The organism is Brevibacterium sp. FME37, from assembly GCF_014897485.1.
GTDB lineage: Bacteria > Actinomycetota > Actinomycetes > Actinomycetales > Brevibacteriaceae > Brevibacterium.
This window is the reverse complement of the sequence record NZ_JABUYE010000010.1, coordinates 40,019-63,810: the sequence shown is the minus strand read 5'-3', so window position 1 is coordinate 63,810 and position 23,792 is coordinate 40,019. Positions and strand designations below refer to the sequence as shown.

The following is a 23,792-nucleotide window of genomic DNA, read 5'->3' as shown; positions in this document are numbered from 1 at the left end:
CGTGCGACCACGGCCCATCGCCTCGGCGATTCTGCCACTCGCCCTCGCTGCTCTCCTCCCCCTCAGCGCCTGCTCTGCACTCGGCCAGGAGACCCAGTCCTCCGAGCCGAAGGCAGCTGGCTCACAGGCTCCGAGCTTCGAACCTTCGGGATCCGGAGCCGGCGCCGATACCGGGGCCGGCTCCGCTGCGCAGGGTGCAGGGAACGAGTCCGCAGCGGCGGCCACCGTCGACCCCGGCTGGGACGCCCCGGCCCAGGAAGCAGGAGGCACGTTCCTCTCCATGCATGAAAACGATGACAGCCTGGAATACCGCGCCGTTGACTCCAGCGGCGAGATCCTATGGACGGCGCAGCGTTCCCGCGCCTGCTCCGCCCACCTCGTCACCACCACCGCCGACGGCCCTATCGCAGTCCTCATGGACCAAGGCCCGACGACAGAAGACTCACTCACATCGACCGCGAGCGGCTATGACCTTCAGACCGGTCAGAAACGGTGGGGGCCGGTGGAAACGCCCGGCGCAATGCTGGGCAATGGCCTCGTCTTCGCGAGCGCACCGAAGGACTTCATCGGAACCGGCGGACCCCGTACCGCGCTCAATCCAGCCACCGGCGCTGTGGCCGCGGCTGAGGACGAGGACGAGGACGAAGTTCCGGGTGAGGGCGGGACTGAGAGTCCGGGTGAGAGTGACGACTCCAGGCCGCGGGTCATCGCTATGTTCGGTGAGCACCTGGTGCGCTCTCAGGGCAGCGACCTCGTCGGGGAGGACCTCGACGGGGACAGGCTCTGGACTCGGGCGGCCGTGGATTTCGGCATGTCCGCCGCCGAGGCTCGAGAGATTCCCTGGGAGCCGATCGGTACGTCTCATGCACTGCTGGGTGACGCCGGCAGCGAGGAACGAACCCTCGTCGATTTGGACTCGGGAGCAAGCGTCGATTCCGATATCTCCGGGGCCTGGTTCGACTCAGCGAGCAACACCCTGGTCACAGCAGGCTCTGATCTGCAGGGATTCAACAGTGACGGGACCGAACGGTGGAAGTCGCCCCTGCCCGAGAACATCGAGGTCGCCGGCGTGGGTGCTGGCCTCATCGTCTTCGACTCAGCGGGCGATGGCGCCACGGCCAGATCGGCTCGGGACGGAAGCCAGGCCGACAGCGACGCTCCCCTGCTCAGGACGATCAAGACTCTCGGGGCACCCCACCACATTGCCGAATCCGGGGCCGCGCTCGTCGGTGATCCGCAGACACCGCTGCTCATCACGAGTCGGAGCTGAACTTTGGGATCGCTGAACTGCCATGTTCTACAATTTACTAAGCGGAATAGTAATTCAGGAGTGCTGATATGCCGAGACACGAAGCAGCCAGGCCCCGATACCGGTGGTGGATACCCCTCACGGTCATCACCGCGGCACTGGTTCTCGTGCTCATGATCCTCTTCATGGATCGAGAGCAGGGTGTCGATTCTGCCCAGAGGGCCGCCGGCGAGCAGAAGGAGCCGGATGTCGTCGTCACCGAGGTCGAGGACCCTCAGCAGAAGGATGTCAGCGACTTCGACACCGACGCTGATGACCCCTTGGCCGAGGGCCCGGCGGATGCCCCGGTCACGCTCGTCGTCTTCTCCGACTACCAGTGCCCCTACTGTGCGGCCTGGTCCCAGGACACCCTGCCGACAATGCTCGACTACGTCGACTCCGGTGATCTGCGTATCGAATGGCGCGAGGTCAATGTCTTCGGCGCCGCATCCGAGCAGGCAGCCAAGGCAGCCTACGCCGCCGCGCTGCAGGACAAGCACTGGGAGTTCCACGACAAGCTCTTCGCCGGAGGCAAACCACGGCCACCAGCGCAGCTCTCCCCCGAGGCGCTGACATCCGTGGCCTCCGACATCGGCCTCGACATGGACCGGTTCACCAAGGACATGAATTCGGATGAGACGGCCAAGGCCGTGGACAAGAACGCCAAGATGGGCACCGAACTCGGTGCATTCTCTACGCCGACGTTCATCCTCGACGACGAGCCCTATGTCGGCGCCCAGCCCACCAGCGTCTTCGTCGACGCCATCGAAGCGAAACTGGAAGGAGCGAACTGATGGACATCGGATTGCTCAGTGCCTTCATCGGCGGCGTGCTCGCGCTGCTCAGCCCGTGTGCGGCCCTGCTGCTGCCGGCCTTCTTCGGCTCCACAGTCGGCGTCGGCTCACGACTCGTGCTCCACGCGGCCATCTTCTACGTGGGCATGCTGCTCGTCCTCATCCCGCTGGGGATGGGGGCCGGAACACTTGGTGCCCTCTTCACCGCATATCGCGGCCCCATCGTCCTCGTCGCCTCGGTGATCCTCATCATCCTCGGCATCGTCCAGTTCTTCGGATTCGGCTTCGACCCCGCCAAGGCACTGCCCGGCGCCGACGCCATGAGGTCCAAGTCCGCGACGGCGACCGGAGCGACGAAGACGTTCCTCCTCGGTGCCACGAGCGGGATCGCCGGTGTCTGCTCCGGGCCCATTCTCGGCGCGGTCCTCACCCTGGCGGCCACACGAGGCAGCGTGTTCCTGGGCGGTGTGATGCTCGCGATCTACGGTGCCGGCATGGTGGTCCCGCTGTTCATCATCGCGGCACTGTGGTCACGGATCGGCCCGCGAACCCGGTCGGTCATGCGCGGAGGCTCGGTCAATTTCTTCGGCCGGCGCCTGCCCGTCATCTCGATGATCACCGGAGCACTGATGATCGTCATCGGCATCGTCTTCTGGATGACGAACGGCCTGGTCTCGGCGCCGTCCCTGGTCTCGACATCCAGCCTCGCTCATGCTCAGGAATGGGCGAGCAGCTGGACATCGACGACGGTCGACATCATCGTCGTGTGCCTGCTGGCGGTCATGGCCATCGTCCTGTGGTTCCGTCATGAACGCCGTCGTGCTAAGGAAATTCGCGACAGGGGCGAGCAAGGCAGGGCCACTGACGCCGAGATCAACGAGAGCAGCGAGAGCCCTGCCAGAGACGAGCGTCCGGTCAGAGACGAGCCGAGGCACTGATGGCCCGACGAAGATTCTTCGCCCTGGGGGCCAGTCTGCCCCTGGCACTGGCACTTTTCGGCTGCACACCTGTCGAGGAACCAACTGAGCTCGATCGCGAACCGAAGCAGGTCGACAAGAAGCTCGAGGCGGTCGACGCCTCTGACCTGCAGCTGCCGCTGATAGTCGAACCGCTCGAACTCGTGGAGCCGGGCTGGGATCTCGACGTCAAACACCTCGGCGATGTATTCCTGTCTGCAAGCAGCGGTGATGACCGTCTGGACTTCAGCGCCGTCGACAGCAACGGCACCACCCTGTGGCAGGCCCAGCGGCCCACGGGCTGCACCGGATTCAGTGTCACCGCCGACAGTGAGGGGACTCCGCTGGCGGTGCTCACAGATTCGTCGTCCGATGAAACCTGCGACACCGAGGTGACGGCGAGCGCCTACGACCTGGAAACGGGCGAACAGAAGTGGGGACCAACCGAGGTCCCCGGTCCGATGCAGGGACCTGGCGCCGTCTTCTCCTCCGATGATGACTCGGAAACCGTGGCCCTTGAGCCTGACACCGGTGAAGTCGCAGGCCAGGCTTCGTCGGGAGCACGTGTCCTCGGCGAGTATCAGGGGACGATCCTCAGCGTCGACGAGGACACACTCACCGCCACAACCGGAGGAGATGTCGACTGGGAGGTACCGCTGACAGAACATGACTGGAACGCCGACAACCTCACCGCGTTCCCCGACCAGGTCGAGAGTCTCATACACCTTGATGCGAAGGACGGATCCGGGCCGGTCATCGATGCTGAATCGGGAGACGTTCTTGATGACTCCGCCAGCGAGATCGCCCACGATGCGAACTCGAAGATGACCATCACGCGGGATTCTCAAGGCCTGACTGTCATTGACGCGACTGGGGAGAACGAACTGCCTGTGTCTCTGCCGAAATCCGTGGTCTTGGAGGCCGCTGTGGGCGGTCTCATCTACCTGCGCGATGGCGAGAGCCTGCGGGTTCACAATGCAGCCACAGGCAGCATCGCCCGAGGGTACCCAGCCAAGGATTCGGGCATCGTGGCGGTTCCCGACGTCTTCACGTCGGAGGGCCTGGGGACCCTGCGGGCCGGCGACCGGACGCTGCTGGCCACGGACAGAGTGGTCGAGGAGTCCACGGAAGGTTAGCGTTGCAACACAGCCGCGGAAGGTCAGCCCCGCAGCTCAGCCTCCACCTCGGCGGCATTGGGGGTTGAGATGAGCGGTTCGTCGAATCCCCCGCTCTCCGGGATATCGGCCAAGCGGTTGCGCAGCACCGGTTCCCCGGCCTTCATCGCCACGAGTCGACGTGTTCCGTTCGGGTGCCGGTAGGTGCCGAGTCTCCGACGGCCGGGGATATTGAGACCGGTTCGCAGGCCGAGGAATTCCGAAGGCCACTCGGTGACCTCGGAGGCCACTCGGTGACCTCGGAGGCGCGAATCGCAGTGAGGGGAACAGAATGGAAACGGCGTCGTGCCATCATTCGCTACCTCTCGGGAGGGATTCTGGCCCAGCTGGCCACAGACAGGATGGTCAAGGAGTCAACAGAGGTCAGCGTTGCCGCAAAAGACGAAGGATTCGGGCAGACTGGTGCCATGGCATCATCTGGGCACATCGATTCGACCGGCAGCAACACCGGAGGCAGCAACAACTCTGGCCACCGAACGCTGTGGGCCAAAGTCAAAGCGGACCTTGAACAAAGGATCAAGCGGGGAGAGTTCGACAACACCTTCCCGGGAGAACTCGAACTCACAAAGCATTATGACGTGAGCCGCTCGACGATCCGTGCAGCGCTGACACCACTGCGCCAAGAAGGACTTGTCACGGCTCAGCCTGGGCGCCCCTCTGAGGTCGTCCATGTTGCCAGGGAACGTCGGTTCGGTCCGGTCTACAGCCTCTTCGCCGCGGTCCAGAAATCAGGGATGACACAACGCAGCACCATCGACGTTGCTGAATTGCGCAAGGATCCCGAGGTCGCGAAACGCCTCGGCGTCGGACCGGATGCTGATCTGGTCTACCTCGCGAGGATGAGGTATGCCGACGATGAGCCCCTGGCCATTGATCGCGTGTGGCTGACCCACGAAGCGCGCGGGGTACTCGAACTGGATCTGACCCACACCGCTCTCTACGATGCCCTGCAGCGGTGCTGCAATCTCACCCTGACTGCAGGTCAGGAGACCGTGCATTCGATCAACCTCACCGCTGAGCAGGCAAGTCGTCTCCACTCTGAGCCCGGCTCGGCGGCCTTCTTCATCGAACGCCTGGGCAAAATCGACGATCGGGCACTGGAATGGCGAGAAACTCTCATCCGCGGTGATCGCTTCACCGTCACAACCACCTACCCCTGAGTCCTGCTGCTCTCCTTCCCCTTCATGCGACACACCTGACGCTGCAAGTCCTGCCCCGTCGGACCTGACCTGCAGTCCTGCCCTGCCAGGCTTTGACGAGCCCTGCCTGGACGATCCCTGCCGACGCCCGGCGCCTCCGGACAGAATCTCCCCCGTCGACCCTACTGTGATCACATCAATGCTCCCCAGGGCTTCCCCTCAGCGATAAATGTACGTACATTAGATATGTACGAACATTTGAACGGACCATCTGCAGAAATTGCCTCTGTGCCGTCGGCCAACCGCGGCGGGCGCCAATTGGCCAAGGAGGGATCGACAGTGAGCATGCATCATAGGATCGTCGTCATCGGTGGAGGGAATGCGGGCCTCAGCGTGGCCGCACGTCTGCGCAACGCCGGCCAGGGCGATGTCGCCATCATCGAACCACGCACCGAGCACTACTATCAGCCGCTGTGGACACTCGTCGGCGGAGGCAGAGCCCCGCGCAGCGACAGTGTCCGCCCCCAAACACAGGTCATGCCGCAGGGAGTTGCCTGGGTCAAGGACTCAGTGTCTGAGATCGAGCCGGATGAACGCACCGTGAAACTCGCTTCCGGTGGCGAAGTCGGCTATGACTACCTTGTCGTCTCCCCCGGCCTGCAGATCGACTGGGACCGCGTGCCCGGCATGACCGAAGCTATCGCAGGGCCACAGGCATCGAGCAACTACGACTTCGAGCTGGCACCGAAGACGTGGAAGCTCATCAAGGGCATGAAACGGGGAACCGCCGTGTTCACCATGCCTTCCGGGCCGATCAAATGCGCCGGAGCTCCACAGAAGATCGCCTATCTGGCAGCCGATTACTGGAGGCAGCAGGGGGTACTGGACGACATCCGAGTGGTTCTCGTCCTTCCCACTCCCGGCATGTTCGGGGTCGAGGTCTTCGCCAAGGAGCTCGACAAGGTAGTGGAACGCTTCGGTATCGAGGTCCGTTTCAACAGCGAGGTCACCGATATCGATCCGACAGCTCAGTCCGTGACCATCACAGACAATTCGGCTCAGAACAGCGAACAGCTCGACTACGACATGCTCCACGTAGTCCCACCGCAGTCCGCGCCGGATTGGATCAAACAGAGTCCAGTAGCTAAGCCCGGCGACCCGAACGGCTACGTCGACATCGATGCCAACACTCTGCAGCACGTGCGCTGGCCCGAGATATTCTCCCTCGGCGACGCGGGCTCGTCACCGAATTCCAAAACCGGCGCTGCCATCAGGAAACAGGCTCCGGTGGTGGTGGAGAATCTGTTGGCGACAATGGAGCACCGCCCCATGAACGGCCGCTACGAGGGCTATGCCTCCTGCCCGCTGACAACATCGCGAACCACCATGCTCTTGGCCGAGTTCGACTACAGCATGCAGCCGGCTCCGAGCATCCCGGTCATCGACACCACGCACGAACGTCGCGACATGTGGTATCTCAAGCGCTATGGCCTGCCGGCCATGTACTGGAACCTCATCCTCAAGGGGCGTGCCTGACTTCTTAGCCCAGCACTGCGACACACGCAGCAGTGCCCCATCCATTGCACATCGCGAACAATTGCACATCACGAACATCGGAGAACCATCATGCTTCTCGAACGCATCTACGACGAAGACCTCTCGCAGGCCAGCTATTTCATCGGCTGCCAGCAGACGAATGAAGCCATCGTCATCGACCCTCAGCGGGACGTCTCCGTCTATCTTGACCTGGCGCGGTCCAAGGGCATACGCATCATGCATGTCACAGAGACCCACATCCATGCCGACTACCTCTCCGGAACACGCGAACTCGCCGAGGCCACCGACGCGACCATCTGGGTCTCGGGCGAAGGCGGAAAAGACTGGCAATACGGCTTCGCAGGTCAGCGCCTCCACGACGGCGACACCATCACCGTCGGCAACCTCGCCCTCACCGCAGATCACACGCCCGGGCACACTCCTGAGCACCTCTCCTTTCGGCTGACCGATGGGGCCGCGGCCGACAAGCCCGGCTACTTCTTCACCGGCGACTTCGTCTTCGTCGGTGACTTGGGCCGTCCCGATCTGCTCGACGAGGCCGCAGGCGGCGTCGACACTCGGTTCGAAGGCGCCAAACAGCTCTTCCACAGTCTGCGCGAGAAGCTGCTGACGCTGCCCGATTACGTTCAAATCTTCCCTGCCCACGGCTCAGGCAGCGCCTGCGGCAGGGCTCTCGGCGCAGTTCCTACGACCACGGTCGGATACGAACGCAACTTCTCCTGGTGGGGTCGCCACCTCGCAGCCGATGACGAACAGGGCTTCATCGACGAGCTCCTCGAGGGACAGCCCGATGCGCCCGCTTACTTCTCACGGATGAAGCGACAGAATCGTGACGGACCACAGATCCTCGGTCACCGGGACCCCCTTCCGGAGCTTGATCCCGAGGTGGTGAAGAAGGGCGTGGAGGAGGCCACAATCACCTTCGTCGACACTCGCAGCCAACGCGAGGTCCATCGGGGCACCGTCCCCGGCTCGATCAACGTCCCGGTCAGTGGCAAACCTGCCGCTCATGCTGGCTGGGCATTTGACCCTGAGGCCGATTCCCGACCACTCGTCTTACTCGCGCGGGATCAGAACCTTGCGCAGCTGATGTGGGATCACTTGATTCGAGTCGGCATCGACGACGTCACAGGGTATGTGAGCAGCCTCGAGGAGCTGCCTGTGGTGATACCCGAAATGGTCTCACCCTCCGATCTCAGCACCACCGATTACGATCTGCTCCTCGATGTCCGCAACGCCTCGGAATACGCGGCAGGGTCGATCCCTGGGGCCAAGCAGCTCAGTGCGGGTCGTGTCCTTTGGCACCAGGACGAGCTGCCGGAGAACGCGACGATCGTGACATTCTGTCAGAGCGGAGTACGCAACTCCGTGGCCTCCAGCGCTCTGCGCAGAGCCGGTCATCGTGTCGTTGAGCTCGAGGGCAGTTACCTCGGCTGGCAGGCCGCCCAGGAGTAGGACCGAGTGCATTCGCATCCGGTATGGACTTATCACTCGCTCTCACCTTCTCCCTCGCCCTGGTCATCGGACTCACCCTTGGGCTGCTTGGCGGCGGCGGTGCAATTCTCGCCGTCCCGATGCTCACATACATCACGGGCTTGGATCCCGTCCAGGCAATTCCGACTTCACTGTTCATCGTCGGTGTCACATCGCTGGTCAGCCTGACCCTGCATGCACTGAAGAAGCGTGTGGTGTGGCGAACCGGGTTCATCTTCGGGATAGCAGCGATGGTGGGGGCATTCGTCGGTGGCCGAGTCGGAGCCTACGTTCTGGCTCCGGTGCTGATGTTCTCCTTCGCTGCGGTGATGACGGCCGCTGCCATCGCGATGATCCGCGGACGCCGTCAGGCCGGTGACCAGGATGAGAGGCCACAAGAGCTGCCGATCGGCAAGGCCCTTGCCATCGGCGCAGTGGTCGGACTTGTCTCCGGCTTCGTCGGTGCTGGCGGGGGATTCCTCATCGTTCCCGCGCTGGTGCTCTTATCGCGGCTTCCGATGCCGCGCGCCGTGGCGACGTCCCTGCTCATCATCACCATGCAGTCGGCGTCCGGATTAGCTGGCTACACGGTCTCGACCTCACTGGATTGGTCGCTGGCCACAGTCATCGCAGGCTTGGCTGTCGCCGGATCCTTCATTGGTTTCTGGCTCAGCAACAGACTGCCCAGTCAGGGTCTGCGCAAAGGATTCGGATTCTTCGTGCTGGCCATTGCGGCAGTCGTCTTCATCAAGGAGACGCTACAGCTCATCGGGTGAGAGCTGGGCTCCGCTCATGTCAGTCCGCGCAGCGCCTCAACTGCTGCAGTGACATCGTCTGCGTCGTTGTAGATGTGGAAGCCGAAACGTGCCCGTCCGTCGGTCATGGAGAATCGGATCCCCGCCTCATCAAGTCGCGAGGGTGCCGCATCGGCGACCCCGATCGACACGATCGCAGAGTTTGACGCTTCCATGCCCACCCCCGCACGGAAGGTATTGGCCAAGGCCACATCGTGTGCATGGATCTGGTCGACGCCGACCTCGAGCAGAAGCTCGAGCGCCGGTGCCATCCCCACCCAGCTGTGCCAGGCCGGGGAGATATCGAAGGCGCGGGCGTTGTCTGCCAGACGCATCGGCATGCCGAAGCTGGCTCCGCTCCCGCCTGCGAACCATCCAGCGGAAAGCGGCTTCAATCGATCCGCGAATTCGACCTGCGCCCGAGTGCGCGTCTCATCCGCGCCACGTCTTGCCGGAGGGTGCATCGTGAGGAAGGCAGCACCGCGCGGGGCGCAGAGCCATTTGTAGGCGGCGACAGCGAGGAAGTCGACCTCGGCGGCATTCAGCGGCAGCCACCCGGCAGCCTGCGTGCCATCGAGGACGGTCAGTGCTCCCACCTCGCGCGCCCGTGCCGTGATCGCCGAGATATCGGCCACCTCCCCTGTTGCCGACTGTGCTGCCGAGAACGACACGAGCGCTGTTGACTCATCGATCGCCTCGGCGAGGGAGCGCAGCGGTGCGGTGCGAACGCGCACACCGCGGTCCGCGTGGACGGCGAACGGGTAGACCCCGGAGGTGAATTCGATGTCGGGGACGAGGACTTCAGCACCATCGGGAAGGGCCGCGGCGATCGGGGCGAGCAGCTGGGAGACGGCGGCACCGGTGGTCACCCAGTCCGCATCCGCACCGACCATCCGGGCAAAGAGTTCTCGCGACGTCTGGACGGATTCCGCCCAGGTCTGCCAGGGACGAGACCCGCGCCGCCATTGCTCAAGCGATGCCTGCATCGCGTCCCACCCGCGCCGAGGTGGTGGCCCGTACGAGCATGAGTCGAGGAAGGTTCGTTCGACATCCCATTCCGCTTGCGCCTCGGCGAGTGAGAGGGCGGACGTGTGCGCGCTGCGATCATCATTGATTCCCATCCCACCGAATCTAGCACCGAGGTAGGACCGCGGGGGCAGTACGTTCAGGCGATGCGCTCCGGATAGGAATACGCGTTGAAGCGGCCTCGGCGGTTGAAGCCGATGACGGAGACACCCACGCTCTTGCCGTGATCGACGGCCAGCGCGGAGGGTGCGCTCACGGCCGACATCATCGGGATGCCTGCCATCGCGGATTTCTGGACGAGCTCGAATGAGGCACGTGCTGAGACCTGGAGGACGGTGCGGCTCAGCGGCAGACCGGGTCCATGGTGTGACATCGCCCAGCCGATGACCTTGTCGACAGCATTGTGACGGCCCACATCCTCGCGTCCGATGAGGAGCTTCGGTTCAGCATTGGGGTCATCACCGACAGCGAAGAGTGCTGCGGCGTGGACTCCCCCGGTCTTGTCGAAGACGTCCTGCTGTGTGCGCAGCCGGTCGGGCAGCTCACCGATCCGTGCCGCCGAGAGCAGGGGCGGGAACCGGTACTCTTCATCGTCATCCTCGTCGAGGTGGAAGGAAGCCGGGATCAGAGGGTAGGCGGAGGTCTTCGTCACCGCGTCGATGGCCGCTGTTCCACAGATCCCACACGAGGACGAAGTGTAGACGGAGCGGGCGGGGGCCGCCTCGGCGCTCCAGATTCCGGGCCGCAGCCGCACTGCCGCGACGTTGTGGTTCCGGGTGCCGTCAGGGGCGAGCCCGGTGGAGAAGTCGATCTCCTCGATGTCGGCCATAGTCGCGATGACCGCCTCGGAGAGGAGGTAGCCAGCCACGAGGTCGATGTCGTTGCCGGGGGTGCGCATCGTGACGGAGAACTGCTCGCCGTTGAGCCGGATCTCCAGCGGCTCTTCCCCTGCTAGGGAATCGGGTCCCGCGGAGATCTCTCCGGAGGCGTCGAATTTGTGGACTCGGGCCCGAACGGCCCTGCGCTGTGCCATATGATCAGACCCTTGGTCCGTGGTCGGTGGTGTCCTCGACCGAGGTTTGGATGTGTTCGAGCAGGTCGTCGATGACGGTGATGCCGTCCTTGACGCCGCCCTTCGAGCCGGGGAAGTTGATGACGAAGCTGCGGCCGCGCACGCCGGCGACTCCGCGACTCATCACCGCCGAGGTGGTCGTCTCCAGTCCCTTGCGCCACATCGCGTACACGAGACCTGGGGACTGTCGTTCCAGAAGCTCGGCGGTGAATTCCGGGGTCCGGTCATCCGGTGCCAGTCCCGTACCGCCGCTGGTGACGATGATGCGCGGGCGATCGTCTTCCGGGGTATCGACGAGGAGTGTGCGCAGCGCTTGGCCGACGGGTTCGCCGTCACGGACGACAATGGCATCGGGTGTCTCGTAGCCGCGGGTGCGCAGCCAGTCGACGAGGATGGGGCCGGTGGTATCGGCCGCTTCGCCCCTGGCCGCCGAGGTGGAGGCGATGATGACGGCGGCAGTTCGTCCCGCACCGAGGCGGTCCTCGGTTTGGCGTTCTGCCTTGGCTTCGGTTGCTGCGTTCGTTGCGCTACTCACCATGCCATCGTACGTCGGGCGGGAGCGTAGAGGTCGACGACCAACATTTTCAGCAGCTCGCTTTGCTCTGGAGCCTTCTACGCGCTCAATCACGATGCGTTGGATGTCAGCATGTATCTTGGCTTCTACAATTCGGCAACCGGATCGGATAAGCCCGAAGAGTTCATTGGCCGAAGCCCGACGCCGACCACAGTATCTCCTGACGAAGAGATGCCGTGACAATAATGCGCACCTAGGTGAATGACTCTCTCTTTCAACTCTCTTCTGATTATTGGTTCCGAGCCAGCCAGACAGCTCCGCAGCTCAGGAAAACCAATATTGGATCTGTGTCCGCAACCATCTGGCAGACCGCATGCCCAATACGAGGGCATGCGCATGAATGCCGATTCTCTTGAAGACGCGATTGTTAGTGACTAACATTACATGTATGAAGCGATGGGACAGGACGCACGAGACGCTGAAGCAGTCGGCGTTGAAACTGTTCGTCGAATTCGGGTACGAAGCAACCGCAACGGCCCAAATCGCGGAGCGCGCAGGGGTAAGTGAAATGACGCTGTTCCGTCACTTCCCGACGAAGGAGGCATTGCTTCTCGCCGATCCCTTCGATCCGCTCATGGCTGATGCGGTGCGGACGCGCCCTGAGCACGAATCTGCGATGCAGGCACTCGTCGAAGGCATCCGGCAGGCGTGGAAGCAGATCGATTCCGAGAGCACACGGGCGCTGCGTGACCTGTTACGGATCGTCGCGCAGACGCCGACCCTGGACGGAGCTATCGAGCGCAATAGTCAGGAGACCGTCGTCGCCCTTGCGGGTGCGCTCACGGATCGCGGCGTGCATGCGACCCAGGCCCGCGTCGCCGCGACCGCAGCGATCGCCGGACTGGGTGCTGCCCTCCTTGACTGGGCGCAATCCGAGCAGACCCCACTCGGTGCCGTCCTCGCTTCCGCCTTCGACGTCCTGAGCGGTGAATGACGTGCTCACCTTCGATGCTGTTACCCGCGAGTTCCGTAGCGGTGCTTGCGTGACCGAACTGACATTTACCGTCGAGCCCGGCGAGATCGTCGCCCTGATCGGTTTGAACGGCGCAGGTAAGACCACACTGATGCGTCTCGCGCTCGGGATGCTCCGCCCACAACAGGGAACAATCCGCGCTCTCGGACAACCTTTGGATGCGCTGCCTGCAGACTCGTGGGCGCATGTGGGCGCGCTGATCGAGGTGCCCTTGGCCTACCCGGAACTGACTGTGCGGAAGAACCTGCACATCGCATGCTGTCTTCACCAAGCTGACCCTGAGTGTGTGCAGGATTCCATCGAGATGTGGCGGCTGGATCCGGTTGCTCATCGCCGGTTCCGTCACCTCTCATTGGGGAATCGGCAACGGGTCGGCCTCGCGGCCGCGCTGCAGCACGATCCTCGGCTTGTCGTGCTGGACGAGCCCAGCAATGGGCTCGACCCCGCTTCGGTGATCCTGCTGCGCGAACAGCTGATCCGGCGCGCGCGGGCAGGTGCAGCGGTGCTGATCAGCAGTCACCACCTCGACGAGGTGGTGCGCATCGCGGATCGTGTGCTTCTGATGAATGCGGGCCGACTGATCGGCGAACTCGATGCCGCCGGATACGATCTCGAGCGTGTGTTCTTCGAGCGCATCCGGCGCGACGATGAAAAGCGAGATGGCACTGAGGCTGTCCAATGAATGGCGCAATACGAGTCGAAGCCCTGAAGCTGACTCATTCTCTGGTCGGGGCGATCGCCACCGTCGCCGTGGTCGCCGGACTGCTCGCCCTCCTCGGCGGTATCACTGCCGGCGTGGCCGGCGGGAACCCGGACTTGATTGCAAAAGCCGGTCCTGCTGGCGTTATCGGCTGGGACGGTCTGCTCGCGGGGGCCACTCAAATCGCCTCTGTCGCATGCGTTCTCGGCTTCGGGTTCGTGTTGTCCTGGATGTTCGGCCGCGAGTTCGCCGAGGGCACCATCACCGGCCTGTTCGCATTGCCGATCAGCCGCAGTCGGATCGCGTTCGCGAAGCTCACCGTCTACGCACTCTGGGCGGTGCTGGTCTGCATCGCCCTCGTGATCGGCGTCGTGGTCCTGGGACTCGCGTTCGGCTATGGGTCTCCGGACCCCGGAACCTGGGCATCACTCGGACGACTTTTCCTTCTCGCGACGCTCTCTGCAGGTATCGCTATCCCGGTCGCCTGGGTCGCAACCGCGGCCCGCTCTCTGCTTGCCGCAGTCGGCGCCGTGATCGCACTCGTCGTCATTGCGCAGATCGGAGCCCTGGCAGGAGCTGGTGGCTGGTTGCCACTGGCGGCACCCGCACTGTGGGCTATGTCGAATGGTGCCGCAGTAGCTCCGGCACAGCTTGGCCTCACGCTCGCGGTTCCCCTCGTGTTCGCTGCCCTCACCTGTGGGGCCTGGTCGCGTCTTCAACTCGATCGCTGACTCCGAAACCGAAGGAAGGGCCCACAATGCCTCGCAGAACATCAGTGGCTACGATTCGCCTGCTCCATGGGCTCGCCCTGCTCAGCAGCGGTCTCGTGTTCGGCCTGACCCTCAGCCATGTGCTACAGGCTCCCGGAAGCCGGCGTCTCGACGGTGCCGAGTGGCTCAACGTCATGCACACTTTCTATGGCGGCTTCGCCGTTGTCGGCGGGATCGCAGAGGTGCTCGGTCTCATCGCCGCTGTTGCTTTGACAGTGGTGATGCTCGTGCAGCGCAAGACAGTGTCTGCGATCGCCACCATGGTCGCTGCGCTCAGCATGCTGGGAACCCTCGCCGCATACTGGTTCGGCAACCGTCCCGTGAACGCGTTGGTGACGAACTGGACCAGCACAACGCTACCTTCGGACTGGAGCGCTTTTCGCGATGTATGGGAAACCGCTCATGCTGTGTCTGCTGGGCTGAGCGCAGTTGCCTTCATCGCAATTTCTCTCGTGCTGCTCGCAACCGTGTATCCGACGAAGCATGAAGTGTAGGTCTCGTGACCGGATTGCAAGTCGCTCGATCATCACAGATGTCGGCCGGCTCTCCTCTGACCGCCGAGGTGGAGGCAATAGTGACTGCTGCAGTTCAGGAACCGAACCAGAACACCAGCGCTTCCTCGACTCCATGGTCGGAGCCCTGACCGACCCATGCCACGTAACCGTCCGGACGGATGAGCACGGCGGTGGGAGCCGACACCTCACCGATCACCGGCAGTTCCCAGACACCGTAGTAGCGGGCATCGACACGTTTGACTCGGTCCGTCCACGCGCTGGTGTCGATATCACTGGGATCGCCGAGGTTGAGCAGCACCGGATCGCCCCCGTGGAGAAGGGTGTATGTTCGAAGCGCTCCCTCTGCGGTGTGGAGGTCCAAGTCGGGTACGCGTCGTCCAACCAGTGGGTGTGCGTCGTCACTGGCGACATCGGCTCGAGCCTCGTATCGGATGTCGAGTCCGGACAGCGCCCCGGCGAGTGTTCTGCGCGGTTCGTCCATATGCAGCCACTCGTCGACGACTTCGGTCAGAGCCTGGATGCGATCCTCCATCCGCATCAGTGCCGTCTGTGCCAGGTTGTGGTGGATGACTCGCGCGCCGACTGCATGGCGCTCGGAATGATAGGTGTTGAGAAGGGCCTCAGGCGAGACTCCCCTGACGACCTGGGCGAGCTTCCACCCCAGGTTCACGGCATCCTGGACGCCGGTGTTGAGGCCCTGGCCACCGACCGGGGAATGCACATGCGCCGCGTCACCGGCCAGGAGCACCCGGGACGAACGGTAGGCTGAGACCTGGCGGGCCATGTCGGTGAAGCGAGTGATCGTGCTGGGATTGTGAGCCCCGAAGTCAGTGCCCCAGGCATCGTTCAGTGCAGAGCGCAGGTCCTCGAGGGTGGGCTCTGAGTTCTCCTGCGGCTCTCTCTCCGAGACCACGAGGCTGGCACGGCCGGACGTGAGCTGGCTGAACGCCTGCGTACCGTACGCGTGATGGTGGACACCCCATTCCGGTTCCGTGGAAAGTTCGACTTCAGCGATAAGACTGCTCATGGTCGGTTCCCACCCGGGAAAATCGATCCCGGCCATCTTCCGGATGACGCTGCGTCCGCCGTCGCAGCCGACGAGGTATTCGGCGCGCAGCTCGCGGCCGTCGGAGAGCCTGGCGTCGACTCCTTTGAGGTCCTGATCGAATCCGGTGACTTCGACGCCATAGTCGATTCTCACCCCGAGCTCGCTGACCCACTGCGCCAATAAGCGTTCGGTGTGCTGCTGCTGCAGCCCCAATCCGTAGGGATGCCGAGACGGAAAATCGATGATGCTCAGACGTGTGGTCCCGAAACCCAGAACCTGCGCGACTTGGCCCTCGGCGAGAAAACGATCAGCGATGCCACGCTGATCGAGCATTTCGATGGTCCGCGCCTGCAGGCCGAGCGCACGTGTTCCGATCAGCTCCTGATTCGGACGTCGTTCCAGCAGCGCAATGTCGACACCGGCCAGGGCCAGCTCCGCCGCCAGCATCAGCCCGGTGGGCCCTGCTCCTACGATGATCACTTCAGTCATGGCCGTTCCGTTCCTTCGAGGCAGAATATCATTGTGCGCAGCACATGGGGCCTTGCCGAAAGCCCCCATGTGCACTATAAGGTAAGGAGCGGCAGGGAGCATTCGAGGCGCTCGGCCCGAGATCGCAGGAGGCGCATTGGAAGATCTGTCGCTGGCCACGTTGATCTGGCTGCGCATGGCCCGCTTCGTCCAGAACAGCAATCAGCTCTCCAACGACCACCTGCGACAATTCGGTCTCACTGTTGCCCAGTTCGAGGCATTGGCACATATCCGCAATTTTCAGCCGATCACGCAGACCGACCTGGCTCGGGGACTGACCGTCACCGGCGGCGGCATCTCCAGGATGCTCTCCCGCCTCGAGTCCGAGGGGCTCATCGCCCGAACTCAGGACTGGAAGACCAAACACATCACCCTGACCGATAAGGGAGCCGAACTCCTCGAACGGGCTTTCCCCTCACAGCTTCAGCAGCAGTCCTCACTCTTCGACGAGGCCCTCGACGAGGAGGAGAAGACGCAACTGCATGCACTGATGAAGAAGCTCTACGACAACAGCCGCCGGCGGCAGGACGGCGAAGATCGGGCCTAGGGAATATCTCGTAGCCATTGTCAGTTGACGTGGCAAACGAGAAGTTTCTGAGGAGATAGATTTGAGCGAACCCGCCAACCAAACCGAGCCCACCGATCCGACTGCGTCCACCGACCAGACGAAGCCTACGAACATGATGGACCACCTGGGATTCGCCTCCGGTCAGGGACTGCAGTTCGGGATGTACAGCCTCGGCGATCATCTTCCCGACCCGGCCGACGGTTCTCGGGTGGGTGCTGGCGAGCGCATCCGCGAGTTCATCGGCTACGCACAGGCGGCCGAGGACGCGGGCTTCGATTTCTTCAGCGTCGGTGAGAGCCATCAGGAGTATTTCGCATCTCAAGCCCATGCCGTCATCCTCGGTGCGATCGCCCAGGCGACGAGCACGATTCGCATCGGCAGCACCTCGACGATTCTGAGCACCTCGGATCCGGTGCGTGTGTTCGAGAACTTCTCCACGATCGATCACATCTCCGGCGGTCGCGCCGAACTCGTCGCCGGCCGCGCCTCGCGGATCGGACTCTTCGAACTCCTGGGCTATGATCTGCGCGACTACGAGGAACTCTTCGAGGAGAAGTTCGATCTTCTCAATCGGATCAATCGGGAGGAGTCGGTCACCTGGAGCGGGCAATTCCGTGCACCTTTGAACAACGCCGAGGTGCTCCCCCGCCCCGAGCAGGACCCGCTGCCGATCTGGCGGGCTGTGGGCGGTGCCCCGACGAGTGCGATCAAGGCCGGGCTGGCCGGAGTGCCCATGGTCATGGCCCACCTCGGCGGGACCACCTCGTCGTTCATGCAGACGGTCGACTCCTACCGTGAGGCAGCTCGTCACCGGGGATTCGACCCTGCCACCTTGCCGATTGCGACCGCCGGGTTCCTCCACGTTGCCGAAACGTCACAGGATGCGCTGCGCGGGCTCTACCCTCATATCAACGAGGGAATGAAGCGCACGAATGGCCAGGGCATGCCCAAGCAGCTCTTCGCCCAGGCCGTTGATCCGCACAGCATCGTCAACCTCGGCAGCCCGCAGCAAATTGTGGAGAAGATCCTCCATCAGCACGAGGTCTTCGGTCATCAGCGCTATCTCGGTCAGATCGACTTCGGCGGAATGCCCTACGAGAAGGTGATGAAGCAGATCGAGACCCTCGGCTCGGAAGTCATCCCCGCAGTGAAGAAGTACACGGCCACGAACGAGAACTCGAATCAGCCCAGCGCCTCGACCCAGCACAGCGTCTCGGCCCAGCAGACCACAGAGGAGGTTTCCCGATGAAGCTCGTCGCCATCTCCGGCTCGAATGTCGGCACGAAGACACGCACCGTCATGGAACACGTCACCCAGACGGTGATGGCCCAAGACCCAGATGTCGAGGCCACCCTCATCGACCTCGCCGAGGTCGACATGGTCTTCAGCGACGGCCGCAACTACACCGAATACACCGGTGACACCGCTCGCGTCACCCAGGCACTCATGGGTGCCGATGCGATCATCATCGGCACCCCGATCTTCCAGGCTTCAATTCCGGCAACGCTGAAGAACATCTTCGACCTGCTGCCGACGGGCGCCTTCCGGGACAAGGTCGTGGCCATGGTCGCGACAGCAGGCTCGGCCAGGCACTACCTCGTCCCCCAACAGCAGCTGCAGCCGATTCTGACGTACATGAAGGCTCAGGTCGTCCACCCGTATGTGTTCGTCGAGGGCAAGGACCTGCTGCGCAATCAGATCGTCAACGACGAGGTCATCGCCCGCCTCGACAGGCTCGTCGAAGACACCCTCGTCCTCACGCAGACCTACGCTTCGATCCGAGAAGCCAAGGACGCCGCCTACGGGTTCTGAGCTGCGGACTGCCAGATCCCCCGCATCGGCTGCTGGCCGCGATGGCAGACAGCGCAGTCTGGGCGACGGCGAAGCCAATAGGCAAGTGTGGCCCCTGCGAGTGCAAAGCCCCACACGATCCACAGATTCATCGGCGACAGCAGCAGGTGAGCGAGTCCGCCTGCTGTCTCGCTGCCGGCTTCGATCGTCTTCTGCACATTGACTCGCACGAACATCAACGATGATCCTGGCCACAGCAGGGAGATGAAGCCAGCGGGAATGATCGCCACCAGCGGATTGATCGCTCGGCCCCGCAGCAACGGCACCAAGAACGGCCATCGTTCACCCCACCGCTGGACCAGCCCCAGAGTCAGAACTGCACCGAGGAGGCCGAAGGTGGACAGTCCGGCACCGAAGATCCAGATTCCGGGCGCATCGATGTTGCCCTGCTGGATCTGAGCCCGACTGATCCCATCGGCTGGGACACCGAAGAGCAGCAGATACCTGGTCACCGCGTACGGCAACGGGCAGATCACTGCGATGATCGTCGCGATGAGGCCCCACCGTCTCGCGCCCCTGCGAGTCGTCCACCACGACAATTCCGGCGACCGACCGCAGACCGGGCATCCGCCGCGGACCCGCCGCCAGAATTCGCCGAGGGCCATCAGCGCGAGCAGGATTCCGCCGAGCTGCCAGAACCCATGAATCGCGGGGATGCTGAACATGGCTGTCAAGAACTCACCGAATCCCACCTGGCCTTCAGCGGAGTGAAAGAAGATACGCGAGACCACGAACACCGGGACTCTCGCGACCACCATCAGCGGCCTGTAGTCTCCGACGAGCACGAGTCCGAAGCAATAGCTGAGAATCACGCCGGTGGCGACCCTTGCCGGCGCCGCACCTCGCGCGGAGTTCAACAGCCACAGTAGAGCAAGCAGGACCAGGGTCGTCGCACCGATGATGATTGAGAGACCCGTCGGTGCCGATACGGCGTCGAGCAGCGAGACCGGAACCGGACTCGAATCCCAATGACGGCCATAGGGATAGAGCGGCGCCCCTGCCGCCCAGGCGATTCCGAGACTCAAGTAGATCACCGACCAGCCCAGGGCCAGCACTGCCCACCTACGACCCGCCGGATCACGTCTGTGCGGATCCCCCCTACTTGGGGGCGGGCGGCTACCCGCGTTGAGTTTGACCATTTCTGTGTCTTCCAATCTTCTATGCGCCAGCGTATAGTTACACCAACAAAAGAAATATACGCACCCGTATATTTTGGTGTCAAGAGTATTCCCGACTGAACGGAGGAACCATGGCGAGAGCACGCACGCCAAGAGCGAGCTGGATCGACACCGGGCTGCAGGCACTTGCCACAGGTGGCCCTGAGGCGGTCCGAATCGAGGTCTTGGCCAAAGATCTCGGAGTCACCAAGGGCGGCTTCTATGGTTTCTTCGCCGACCGCAATGACCTTCTGCACGCCATGCTCGACACGTGGGAACAGCGCGCCGCCGCTGACGTTTTGGCCCAGCTGGAGTACGAAGCCGGAGATCCGATCTCACGAGCACTGCGCGCGCGAGACCTCACCTTCGCCAGCGATCTCTTTCCGATTGAACTGGCCATCCGCGAGTGGAGCCGCCGCGACCCGGACGTCGCCCAACGACTTCACCGCGTGGACCGTCAGCGGATCGACCTTCTGCGCGAGGCGATCGGAACCGTCTGCACGGATCCCATCGACGTTGAAGCCCGCAGCAGTCTCGCGTTCTACGCGGCAATCGGCGCACACTTCGCCACCGTTGATCACGGGCAGCTCAATTCGGCTCAGGTCGATGCTGCCTCCACTGCACTGCTCTTCGGCGGCGACGATGTCTCCTGATCTGAGCAGAGAGCGGGCCATTCTCATTCGCGGGGCCCAGGTGATCGGGGATGATGACTCTGGGCATGTCACCGATGTTCTCGTCGAAGGAGGACGAATCACCTCGACGATCACCGATCATGACGTGACCACCAATCCTCATGCCCCCTCCGAGGCGCAGGTTATCGACGCTGCAGGCAAGACTCTGATTCCCGGACTCATCGATGCTCATCTCCACATCGACTACCTCGGAGTCCGCAGCAACCTCGGCGCATATCTGCGTTCGCGCCGTCACACGCAGACGCTGCGGGATCTGCTGCACAACGGAGTGACCTCGGTGCGGATGATGGCCGATCCTCTGCCGCAGATCGCACGATTGCGGAAACGCAGCGGCAGCGCCAAGCGGCCCGGTCCGCGTATGGTCATCGCCGGCCCTGCACTGACGGCCCCCGGTGGACATCCAGAGGTCACGGTCTGCCGCGATAACCCGTGGCTGCAGAAGCACATGGTTCGCGGCGTCGACAATGCAGACCAAGCCAGATCGGCGGTCCGCTCTCTCCACGCCCAGGATGTCGACCTTATCAAGATCGTTGTCCAGGGTGGGGGCTATGCGGAATTCGGCGACCGCCTGAACAGGCTCAGCGACGAGGCCACCCGGGCTGTGCTCGATGAAGCCCACTCCCTGGGCCTGAAGATCAGTGCGCACACTCACTACCAGGACGATGTCGCCGCACTGCTGGCCCTGGGCATCGACAGCATCGAACACGGGGTCATCGAGGAGGACATCAGGGACGATGAGTTCCTTCGCCGCTGGGCTGAGTCCGGTGTGCCGTTGGTATCAACGCTGGTCATTGAGGATCTGGTCCGCAATGAGACCGGGGACGCGTACCTGGCCACCGCCAATGCCAATCTGCGGCGGGCCTACGAAGCTGGGGTCCAGGTCGTGGCTGGCACCGACAGCATGGCCGGAGCCATGTCGCCGGGTGCCCTGCATGAGGAGCTGCGACTCCTCGTCGATGCGGGCCTCCCACCCGCAGCAGCGATCCGTGCGGCCACACGTAACGGTGCGGACCTGCTCGGGCTCGACGACCGAGGACGCATCGACGTCGGAGCGGTCGCGGACCTTGTCCTACTCAATGCCGATCCGCTGGACAACATCGACGCGAGCACGGATATCGCCCTCGTCATTCAGAACGGACGGATCGTGCACAGTCCCGCAGGCAGACAACGCATCGAACTCTCCGAATTCGTCGTGCCGGCCCACCCTGCTACCCGTTTCCTCGACACCTCCGGAAGTGCCTTCGACGAGACGGTCGTCATCGAGGTCGATGCCACGACTTTCGCCACCGACGGCACACGCACCATCACCTACACCGACCCAGTATCGAGTGCCGTGCGGCGCGTCGAAACACTTCGCTCGGAACCAACGCTGTCCACCCTGGAGTGGACGTGCCAAATCCCCGAACAAGGCACGGACCTGATCGCACGTCGCTCCGGAGGCCAAATCGAACTCACAGGGAATTTTGACGGCTCCGAGGTCGCCCATACCTACCCACTGCGCGGCAGTCATTGGCTGCAAGGGATGTTCTTCGATCTGGCGACATCCATGTCCGCGGACGGCCAATCCCTGAATTTCATCGCCATCGGCACGACCGGTCGGGGCGCACTCAAAGCCAGCGAATTCGAGGTGACCAAGGCCGACCAAGCAGGTTCGGCCACGATGGTAATGCCACGGTGGCGGCGTTGGTGGTCGGCCCAGCTCAACTCGGACCTCGGCGATGGATCACTGATTGCGGCTCACCTCGACGAAGGCACAACGATCACTAGAATGTACAACTCCCCTCCCCCGCCCCAGGAAACGGAAGGAACTGGATCATGAGCACACGAGTTGGTCGGGGGCCACGAGTTGGTCGGGGGCCACGAGCTGGTCGGGGGCCACGTGTTGGTCGAATCCCCCGCGAGGAACATTTCGATCGCGATTGGCGGGTCCACGCGATCGCCCCCGATTTCCATGTCGAGGACGTTTGGGCTCTCCCCTTCACGGGCACAGCAGATGATTTCGACACTCTGATGTCATACGTCGGCGGATCCCACCATGGGAAAGACCACCCGTTGATGGTGCGCTTTCTGTGGACGGTTCGGCATAGGCTCGGCCGTGCCTTGGGCTGGGATACCGAGGACAGTGGGAGCGCTGATTGGACGGAGTCGCTGCGTGAGCGACTGCCTGGGGACCTGCGTGATGGGCCTCGCGGGCCGGTTTTTCCTCACGCCCCGTTCTCGCCGCTGTACCTCCTCGACAATGAGTTCGCAGCCGAGATAGCCAATCGGACCATGCACGGAGTCATGCATCTGAGCTGGGTCCGCGATGGCGAGGGATATCGCGGTCAGATGGCCGTTCTCGTCAAACCGAACGGGTGGCTAGGAACGGCCTATATGTCCGCCATCAAACCGTTTCGTCATCTGCTCGTCTATCCCGCAATGCTGCGACAGTGGAAGCACCGGCAATAGATCCGCTTCGCCCAGGGCTTTGCCAGTGGCCTCGTCCACGTCGACTCGCGATTGTCCCATGCGGCAAGTGAGGCTGTTGCCAGCTCCCTGCCAAACGCAGCGAATATTATGTAGTTGCACTTTCAATCAACTTTGGAGATCGCTGTGTACGCCACGACTGGATTCCCGACCTTCGCCCGCGACATCATCACCGTCATCGCCAGGATCGCCCTCGGCGTCATCTTCATCGCCCACGGTTGGCAGAAGTTCAATGAGTGGACCGTTGCCGGAACCACGCAGTCCTTCGCTCAGATGGGTGTGCCGCTGCCGGACATCGCTGCACCGTTCGCGACGTTCGTCGAACTCATCGGCGGAGCGCTGCTCATCCTCGGCGCTCTGACGCCGATCGTCGGGATCCTGCTGGCGGCCAACCTCATCGGAGCGCTGGTCCTCGTGCACCTGGTGCCCGTGCCATTCGTCGACCAGGGCGGCTGGGAACTCGTGGCAGCCCTGGCAGCAGGCGCCCTTCTGCTGGCCGCTATGGGACCGGGACGCCTCAGCGTCGACCGGTTCCTGCTCAAGCGGAAGAAGGGGTCGAAGGCCAAGGAGTCGACGGCCAGAGGGAAGCGCAATGCCGTGCCTCAGAGTTCGGCTACCGCGAATTCCGCCGACTAACGCGAATCCCGTCGACTGACTGGGAGTCGGGTCACCCGGC

25 protein-coding genes are annotated in these 23,792 nt (G+C 63.1%); 19 read left to right on the top strand and 6 right to left on the bottom strand.

The window, feature by feature from the left end; genetic code table 11:
• Position 1: 1 nt before the first annotated feature.
• The 4 genes from INT29_RS12735 (at position 2) to INT29_RS12720 (ending at position 4,174) form a co-directional block, all read left to right on the top strand.
• Positions 2-1,270: a hypothetical protein gene (locus INT29_RS12735; RefSeq protein WP_193071862.1), complete on the top strand. Its 1,269-nt coding sequence runs from the start codon at positions 2-4 to the stop codon at positions 1,268-1,270.
• Positions 1,271-1,338: 68 nt separating this feature from the next.
• A complete protein-coding gene (locus tag INT29_RS12730; RefSeq protein ID WP_193071861.1) occupies positions 1,339-2,082 on the top strand; it encodes a DsbA family protein in 744 nt (247 codons plus the stop codon).
• Positions 2,082-3,020 (top strand): cytochrome c biogenesis CcdA family protein, encoded by a 939-nt coding sequence (locus INT29_RS12725; protein WP_226841969.1) that lies wholly within the window; start codon positions 2,082-2,084, stop codon positions 3,018-3,020. Before INT29_RS12730 ends, INT29_RS12725 begins: the two co-directional genes overlap by 1 nt.
• Positions 3,020-4,174: a hypothetical protein gene (locus INT29_RS12720; RefSeq protein WP_193071860.1), complete on the top strand. Its 1,155-nt coding sequence runs from the start codon at positions 3,020-3,022 to the stop codon at positions 4,172-4,174. The genes INT29_RS12725 and INT29_RS12720 overlap by 1 nt, the downstream gene beginning before the upstream one ends.
• A gap of 23 nt (positions 4,175-4,197) precedes the next feature.
• Here the strand turns inward: INT29_RS12720 and INT29_RS12715 are convergent, their stop codons facing one another.
• Entirely contained in the window at positions 4,198-4,443 is a 246-nt protein-coding gene (locus tag INT29_RS12715) for a hypothetical protein (protein ID WP_193071859.1), read from the bottom strand.
• A gap of 27 nt (positions 4,444-4,470) precedes the next feature.
• Between INT29_RS12715 and INT29_RS12710 the strand changes: the two genes are divergently transcribed.
• The 4 genes from INT29_RS12710 to INT29_RS12695 all read left to right on the top strand — a co-directional run bounded on the left by INT29_RS12710 (position 4,471) and on the right by INT29_RS12695 (position 9,158).
• On the top strand, positions 4,471-5,373 hold the full coding sequence (locus INT29_RS12710; protein ID WP_319020900.1) for a GntR family transcriptional regulator: 903 nt from the start codon (positions 4,471-4,473) through the stop codon (positions 5,371-5,373).
• A gap of 318 nt (positions 5,374-5,691) precedes the next feature.
• Positions 5,692-6,888 carry an FAD/NAD(P)-binding oxidoreductase gene (locus INT29_RS12705; protein ID WP_319020899.1) on the top strand — a complete coding sequence of 399 codons (1,197 nt, stop codon included), beginning with the start codon at positions 5,692-5,694 and terminating at the stop codon, positions 6,886-6,888.
• Between the two features lie 90 nt (positions 6,889-6,978).
• Positions 6,979-8,364 carry an MBL fold metallo-hydrolase gene (locus INT29_RS12700; RefSeq protein WP_193071858.1) on the top strand — a complete coding sequence of 462 codons (1,386 nt, stop codon included), beginning with the start codon at positions 6,979-6,981 and terminating at the stop codon, positions 8,362-8,364.
• A gap of 23 nt (positions 8,365-8,387) precedes the next feature.
• Entirely contained in the window at positions 8,388-9,158 is a 771-nt protein-coding gene (locus tag INT29_RS12695) for a sulfite exporter TauE/SafE family protein (protein ID WP_193071857.1), read from the top strand.
• A 14-nt stretch (positions 9,159-9,172) separates the two neighbouring features.
• Here the strand turns inward: INT29_RS12695 and INT29_RS12690 are convergent, their stop codons facing one another.
• From INT29_RS12690 to INT29_RS12680, 3 genes are read right to left on the bottom strand one after another with little or no spacing between them, the layout of a single operon-like run.
• The gene (locus tag INT29_RS12690; RefSeq protein WP_193071856.1) at positions 9,173-10,297 is read right to left on the bottom strand and encodes an aminotransferase class V-fold PLP-dependent enzyme; all 1,125 of its coding nucleotides are present in this window, start codon (positions 10,295-10,297) and stop codon (positions 9,173-9,175) included.
• Positions 10,298-10,341: 44 nt separating this feature from the next.
• Positions 10,342-11,235, bottom strand: coding sequence for a formate dehydrogenase accessory sulfurtransferase FdhD (gene fdhD / locus INT29_RS12685; protein ID WP_101573717.1), 894 nt, complete (start codon positions 11,233-11,235; stop codon positions 10,342-10,344).
• A gap of 4 nt (positions 11,236-11,239) precedes the next feature.
• Positions 11,240-11,809 (bottom strand): MogA/MoaB family molybdenum cofactor biosynthesis protein, encoded by a 570-nt coding sequence (locus tag INT29_RS12680; protein ID WP_319020898.1) that lies wholly within the window; start codon positions 11,807-11,809, stop codon positions 11,240-11,242.
• Positions 11,810-12,236: 427 nt separating this feature from the next.
• Here INT29_RS12680 and INT29_RS12675 point away from each other — a divergent pair, with 427 nt between their 5' ends.
• From INT29_RS12675 to INT29_RS12660, 4 genes are read left to right on the top strand one after another with little or no spacing between them, the layout of a single operon-like run.
• Positions 12,237-12,782, top strand: coding sequence for a TetR/AcrR family transcriptional regulator (locus INT29_RS12675; protein WP_193071854.1), 546 nt, complete (start codon positions 12,237-12,239; stop codon positions 12,780-12,782).
• Between the two features lies 1 nt (position 12,783).
• Positions 12,784-13,503, top strand: coding sequence for an ABC transporter ATP-binding protein (locus INT29_RS12670; RefSeq protein ID WP_319020897.1), 720 nt, complete (start codon positions 12,784-12,786; stop codon positions 13,501-13,503).
• Positions 13,500-14,252, top strand: coding sequence for an ABC transporter permease (locus tag INT29_RS12665; protein ID WP_193071852.1), 753 nt, complete (start codon positions 13,500-13,502; stop codon positions 14,250-14,252). The genes INT29_RS12670 and INT29_RS12665 overlap by 4 nt, the downstream gene beginning before the upstream one ends.
• Before the next feature lie 26 nt (positions 14,253-14,278).
• Positions 14,279-14,785, top strand: coding sequence for a hypothetical protein (locus INT29_RS12660; protein WP_193071851.1), 507 nt, complete (start codon positions 14,279-14,281; stop codon positions 14,783-14,785).
• Positions 14,786-14,879: 94 nt separating this feature from the next.
• Here the strand turns inward: INT29_RS12660 and INT29_RS12655 are convergent, their stop codons facing one another.
• Complete coding sequence (locus INT29_RS12655; RefSeq protein ID WP_193071850.1) at positions 14,880-16,343, bottom strand: FAD-dependent monooxygenase; 1,464 nt, start codon at positions 16,341-16,343, stop codon at positions 14,880-14,882.
• A gap of 136 nt (positions 16,344-16,479) precedes the next feature.
• On the opposite strand from INT29_RS12655, the gene INT29_RS12650 reads away from it, so the two are divergent.
• From INT29_RS12650 to INT29_RS12640, 3 genes are all read left to right on the top strand, one after another.
• Complete coding sequence (locus INT29_RS12650; RefSeq protein WP_193071849.1) at positions 16,480-16,929, top strand: MarR family winged helix-turn-helix transcriptional regulator; 450 nt, start codon at positions 16,480-16,482, stop codon at positions 16,927-16,929.
• A gap of 61 nt (positions 16,930-16,990) precedes the next feature.
• Positions 16,991-18,199, top strand: coding sequence for an LLM class flavin-dependent oxidoreductase (locus INT29_RS12645; protein ID WP_226841966.1), 1,209 nt, complete (start codon positions 16,991-16,993; stop codon positions 18,197-18,199).
• Complete coding sequence (locus tag INT29_RS12640; RefSeq protein WP_193071848.1) at positions 18,196-18,762, top strand: NADPH-dependent FMN reductase; 567 nt, start codon at positions 18,196-18,198, stop codon at positions 18,760-18,762. The genes INT29_RS12645 and INT29_RS12640 overlap by 4 nt, the downstream gene beginning before the upstream one ends.
• On the opposite strand, the gene INT29_RS12635 is transcribed toward INT29_RS12640, so the two are convergent.
• On the bottom strand, positions 18,750-19,856 hold the full coding sequence (locus tag INT29_RS12635; protein WP_193071847.1) for a hypothetical protein: 1,107 nt from the start codon (positions 19,854-19,856) through the stop codon (positions 18,750-18,752). The two genes, INT29_RS12640 and INT29_RS12635, sit on opposite strands and share 13 nt — an antisense overlap.
• Before the next feature lie 194 nt (positions 19,857-20,050).
• On the opposite strand from INT29_RS12635, the gene INT29_RS12630 reads away from it, so the two are divergent.
• The 4 genes from INT29_RS12630 to INT29_RS12615 all read left to right on the top strand — a co-directional run bounded on the left by INT29_RS12630 (position 20,051) and on the right by INT29_RS12615 (position 23,752).
• The gene (locus INT29_RS12630; RefSeq protein WP_193071846.1) at positions 20,051-20,611 is read left to right on the top strand and encodes a TetR/AcrR family transcriptional regulator; all 561 of its coding nucleotides are present in this window, start codon (positions 20,051-20,053) and stop codon (positions 20,609-20,611) included.
• Complete coding sequence (locus INT29_RS12625) at positions 20,601-22,469, top strand: amidohydrolase family protein (RefSeq protein ID WP_180959034.1); 1,869 nt, start codon at positions 20,601-20,603, stop codon at positions 22,467-22,469. Before INT29_RS12630 ends, INT29_RS12625 begins: the two co-directional genes overlap by 11 nt.
• Positions 22,466-23,098, top strand: a complete 633-nt coding sequence (locus tag INT29_RS12620) for a DUF2867 domain-containing protein (RefSeq protein ID WP_193071845.1) — start codon at positions 22,466-22,468, stop codon at positions 23,096-23,098. Before INT29_RS12625 ends, INT29_RS12620 begins: the two co-directional genes overlap by 4 nt.
• 144 nt (positions 23,099-23,242) lie before the next feature.
• Positions 23,243-23,752 carry a DoxX family protein gene (locus tag INT29_RS12615; protein WP_101573704.1) on the top strand — a complete coding sequence of 170 codons (510 nt, stop codon included), beginning with the start codon at positions 23,243-23,245 and terminating at the stop codon, positions 23,750-23,752.
• Positions 23,753-23,792 lie beyond the last annotated feature (40 nt).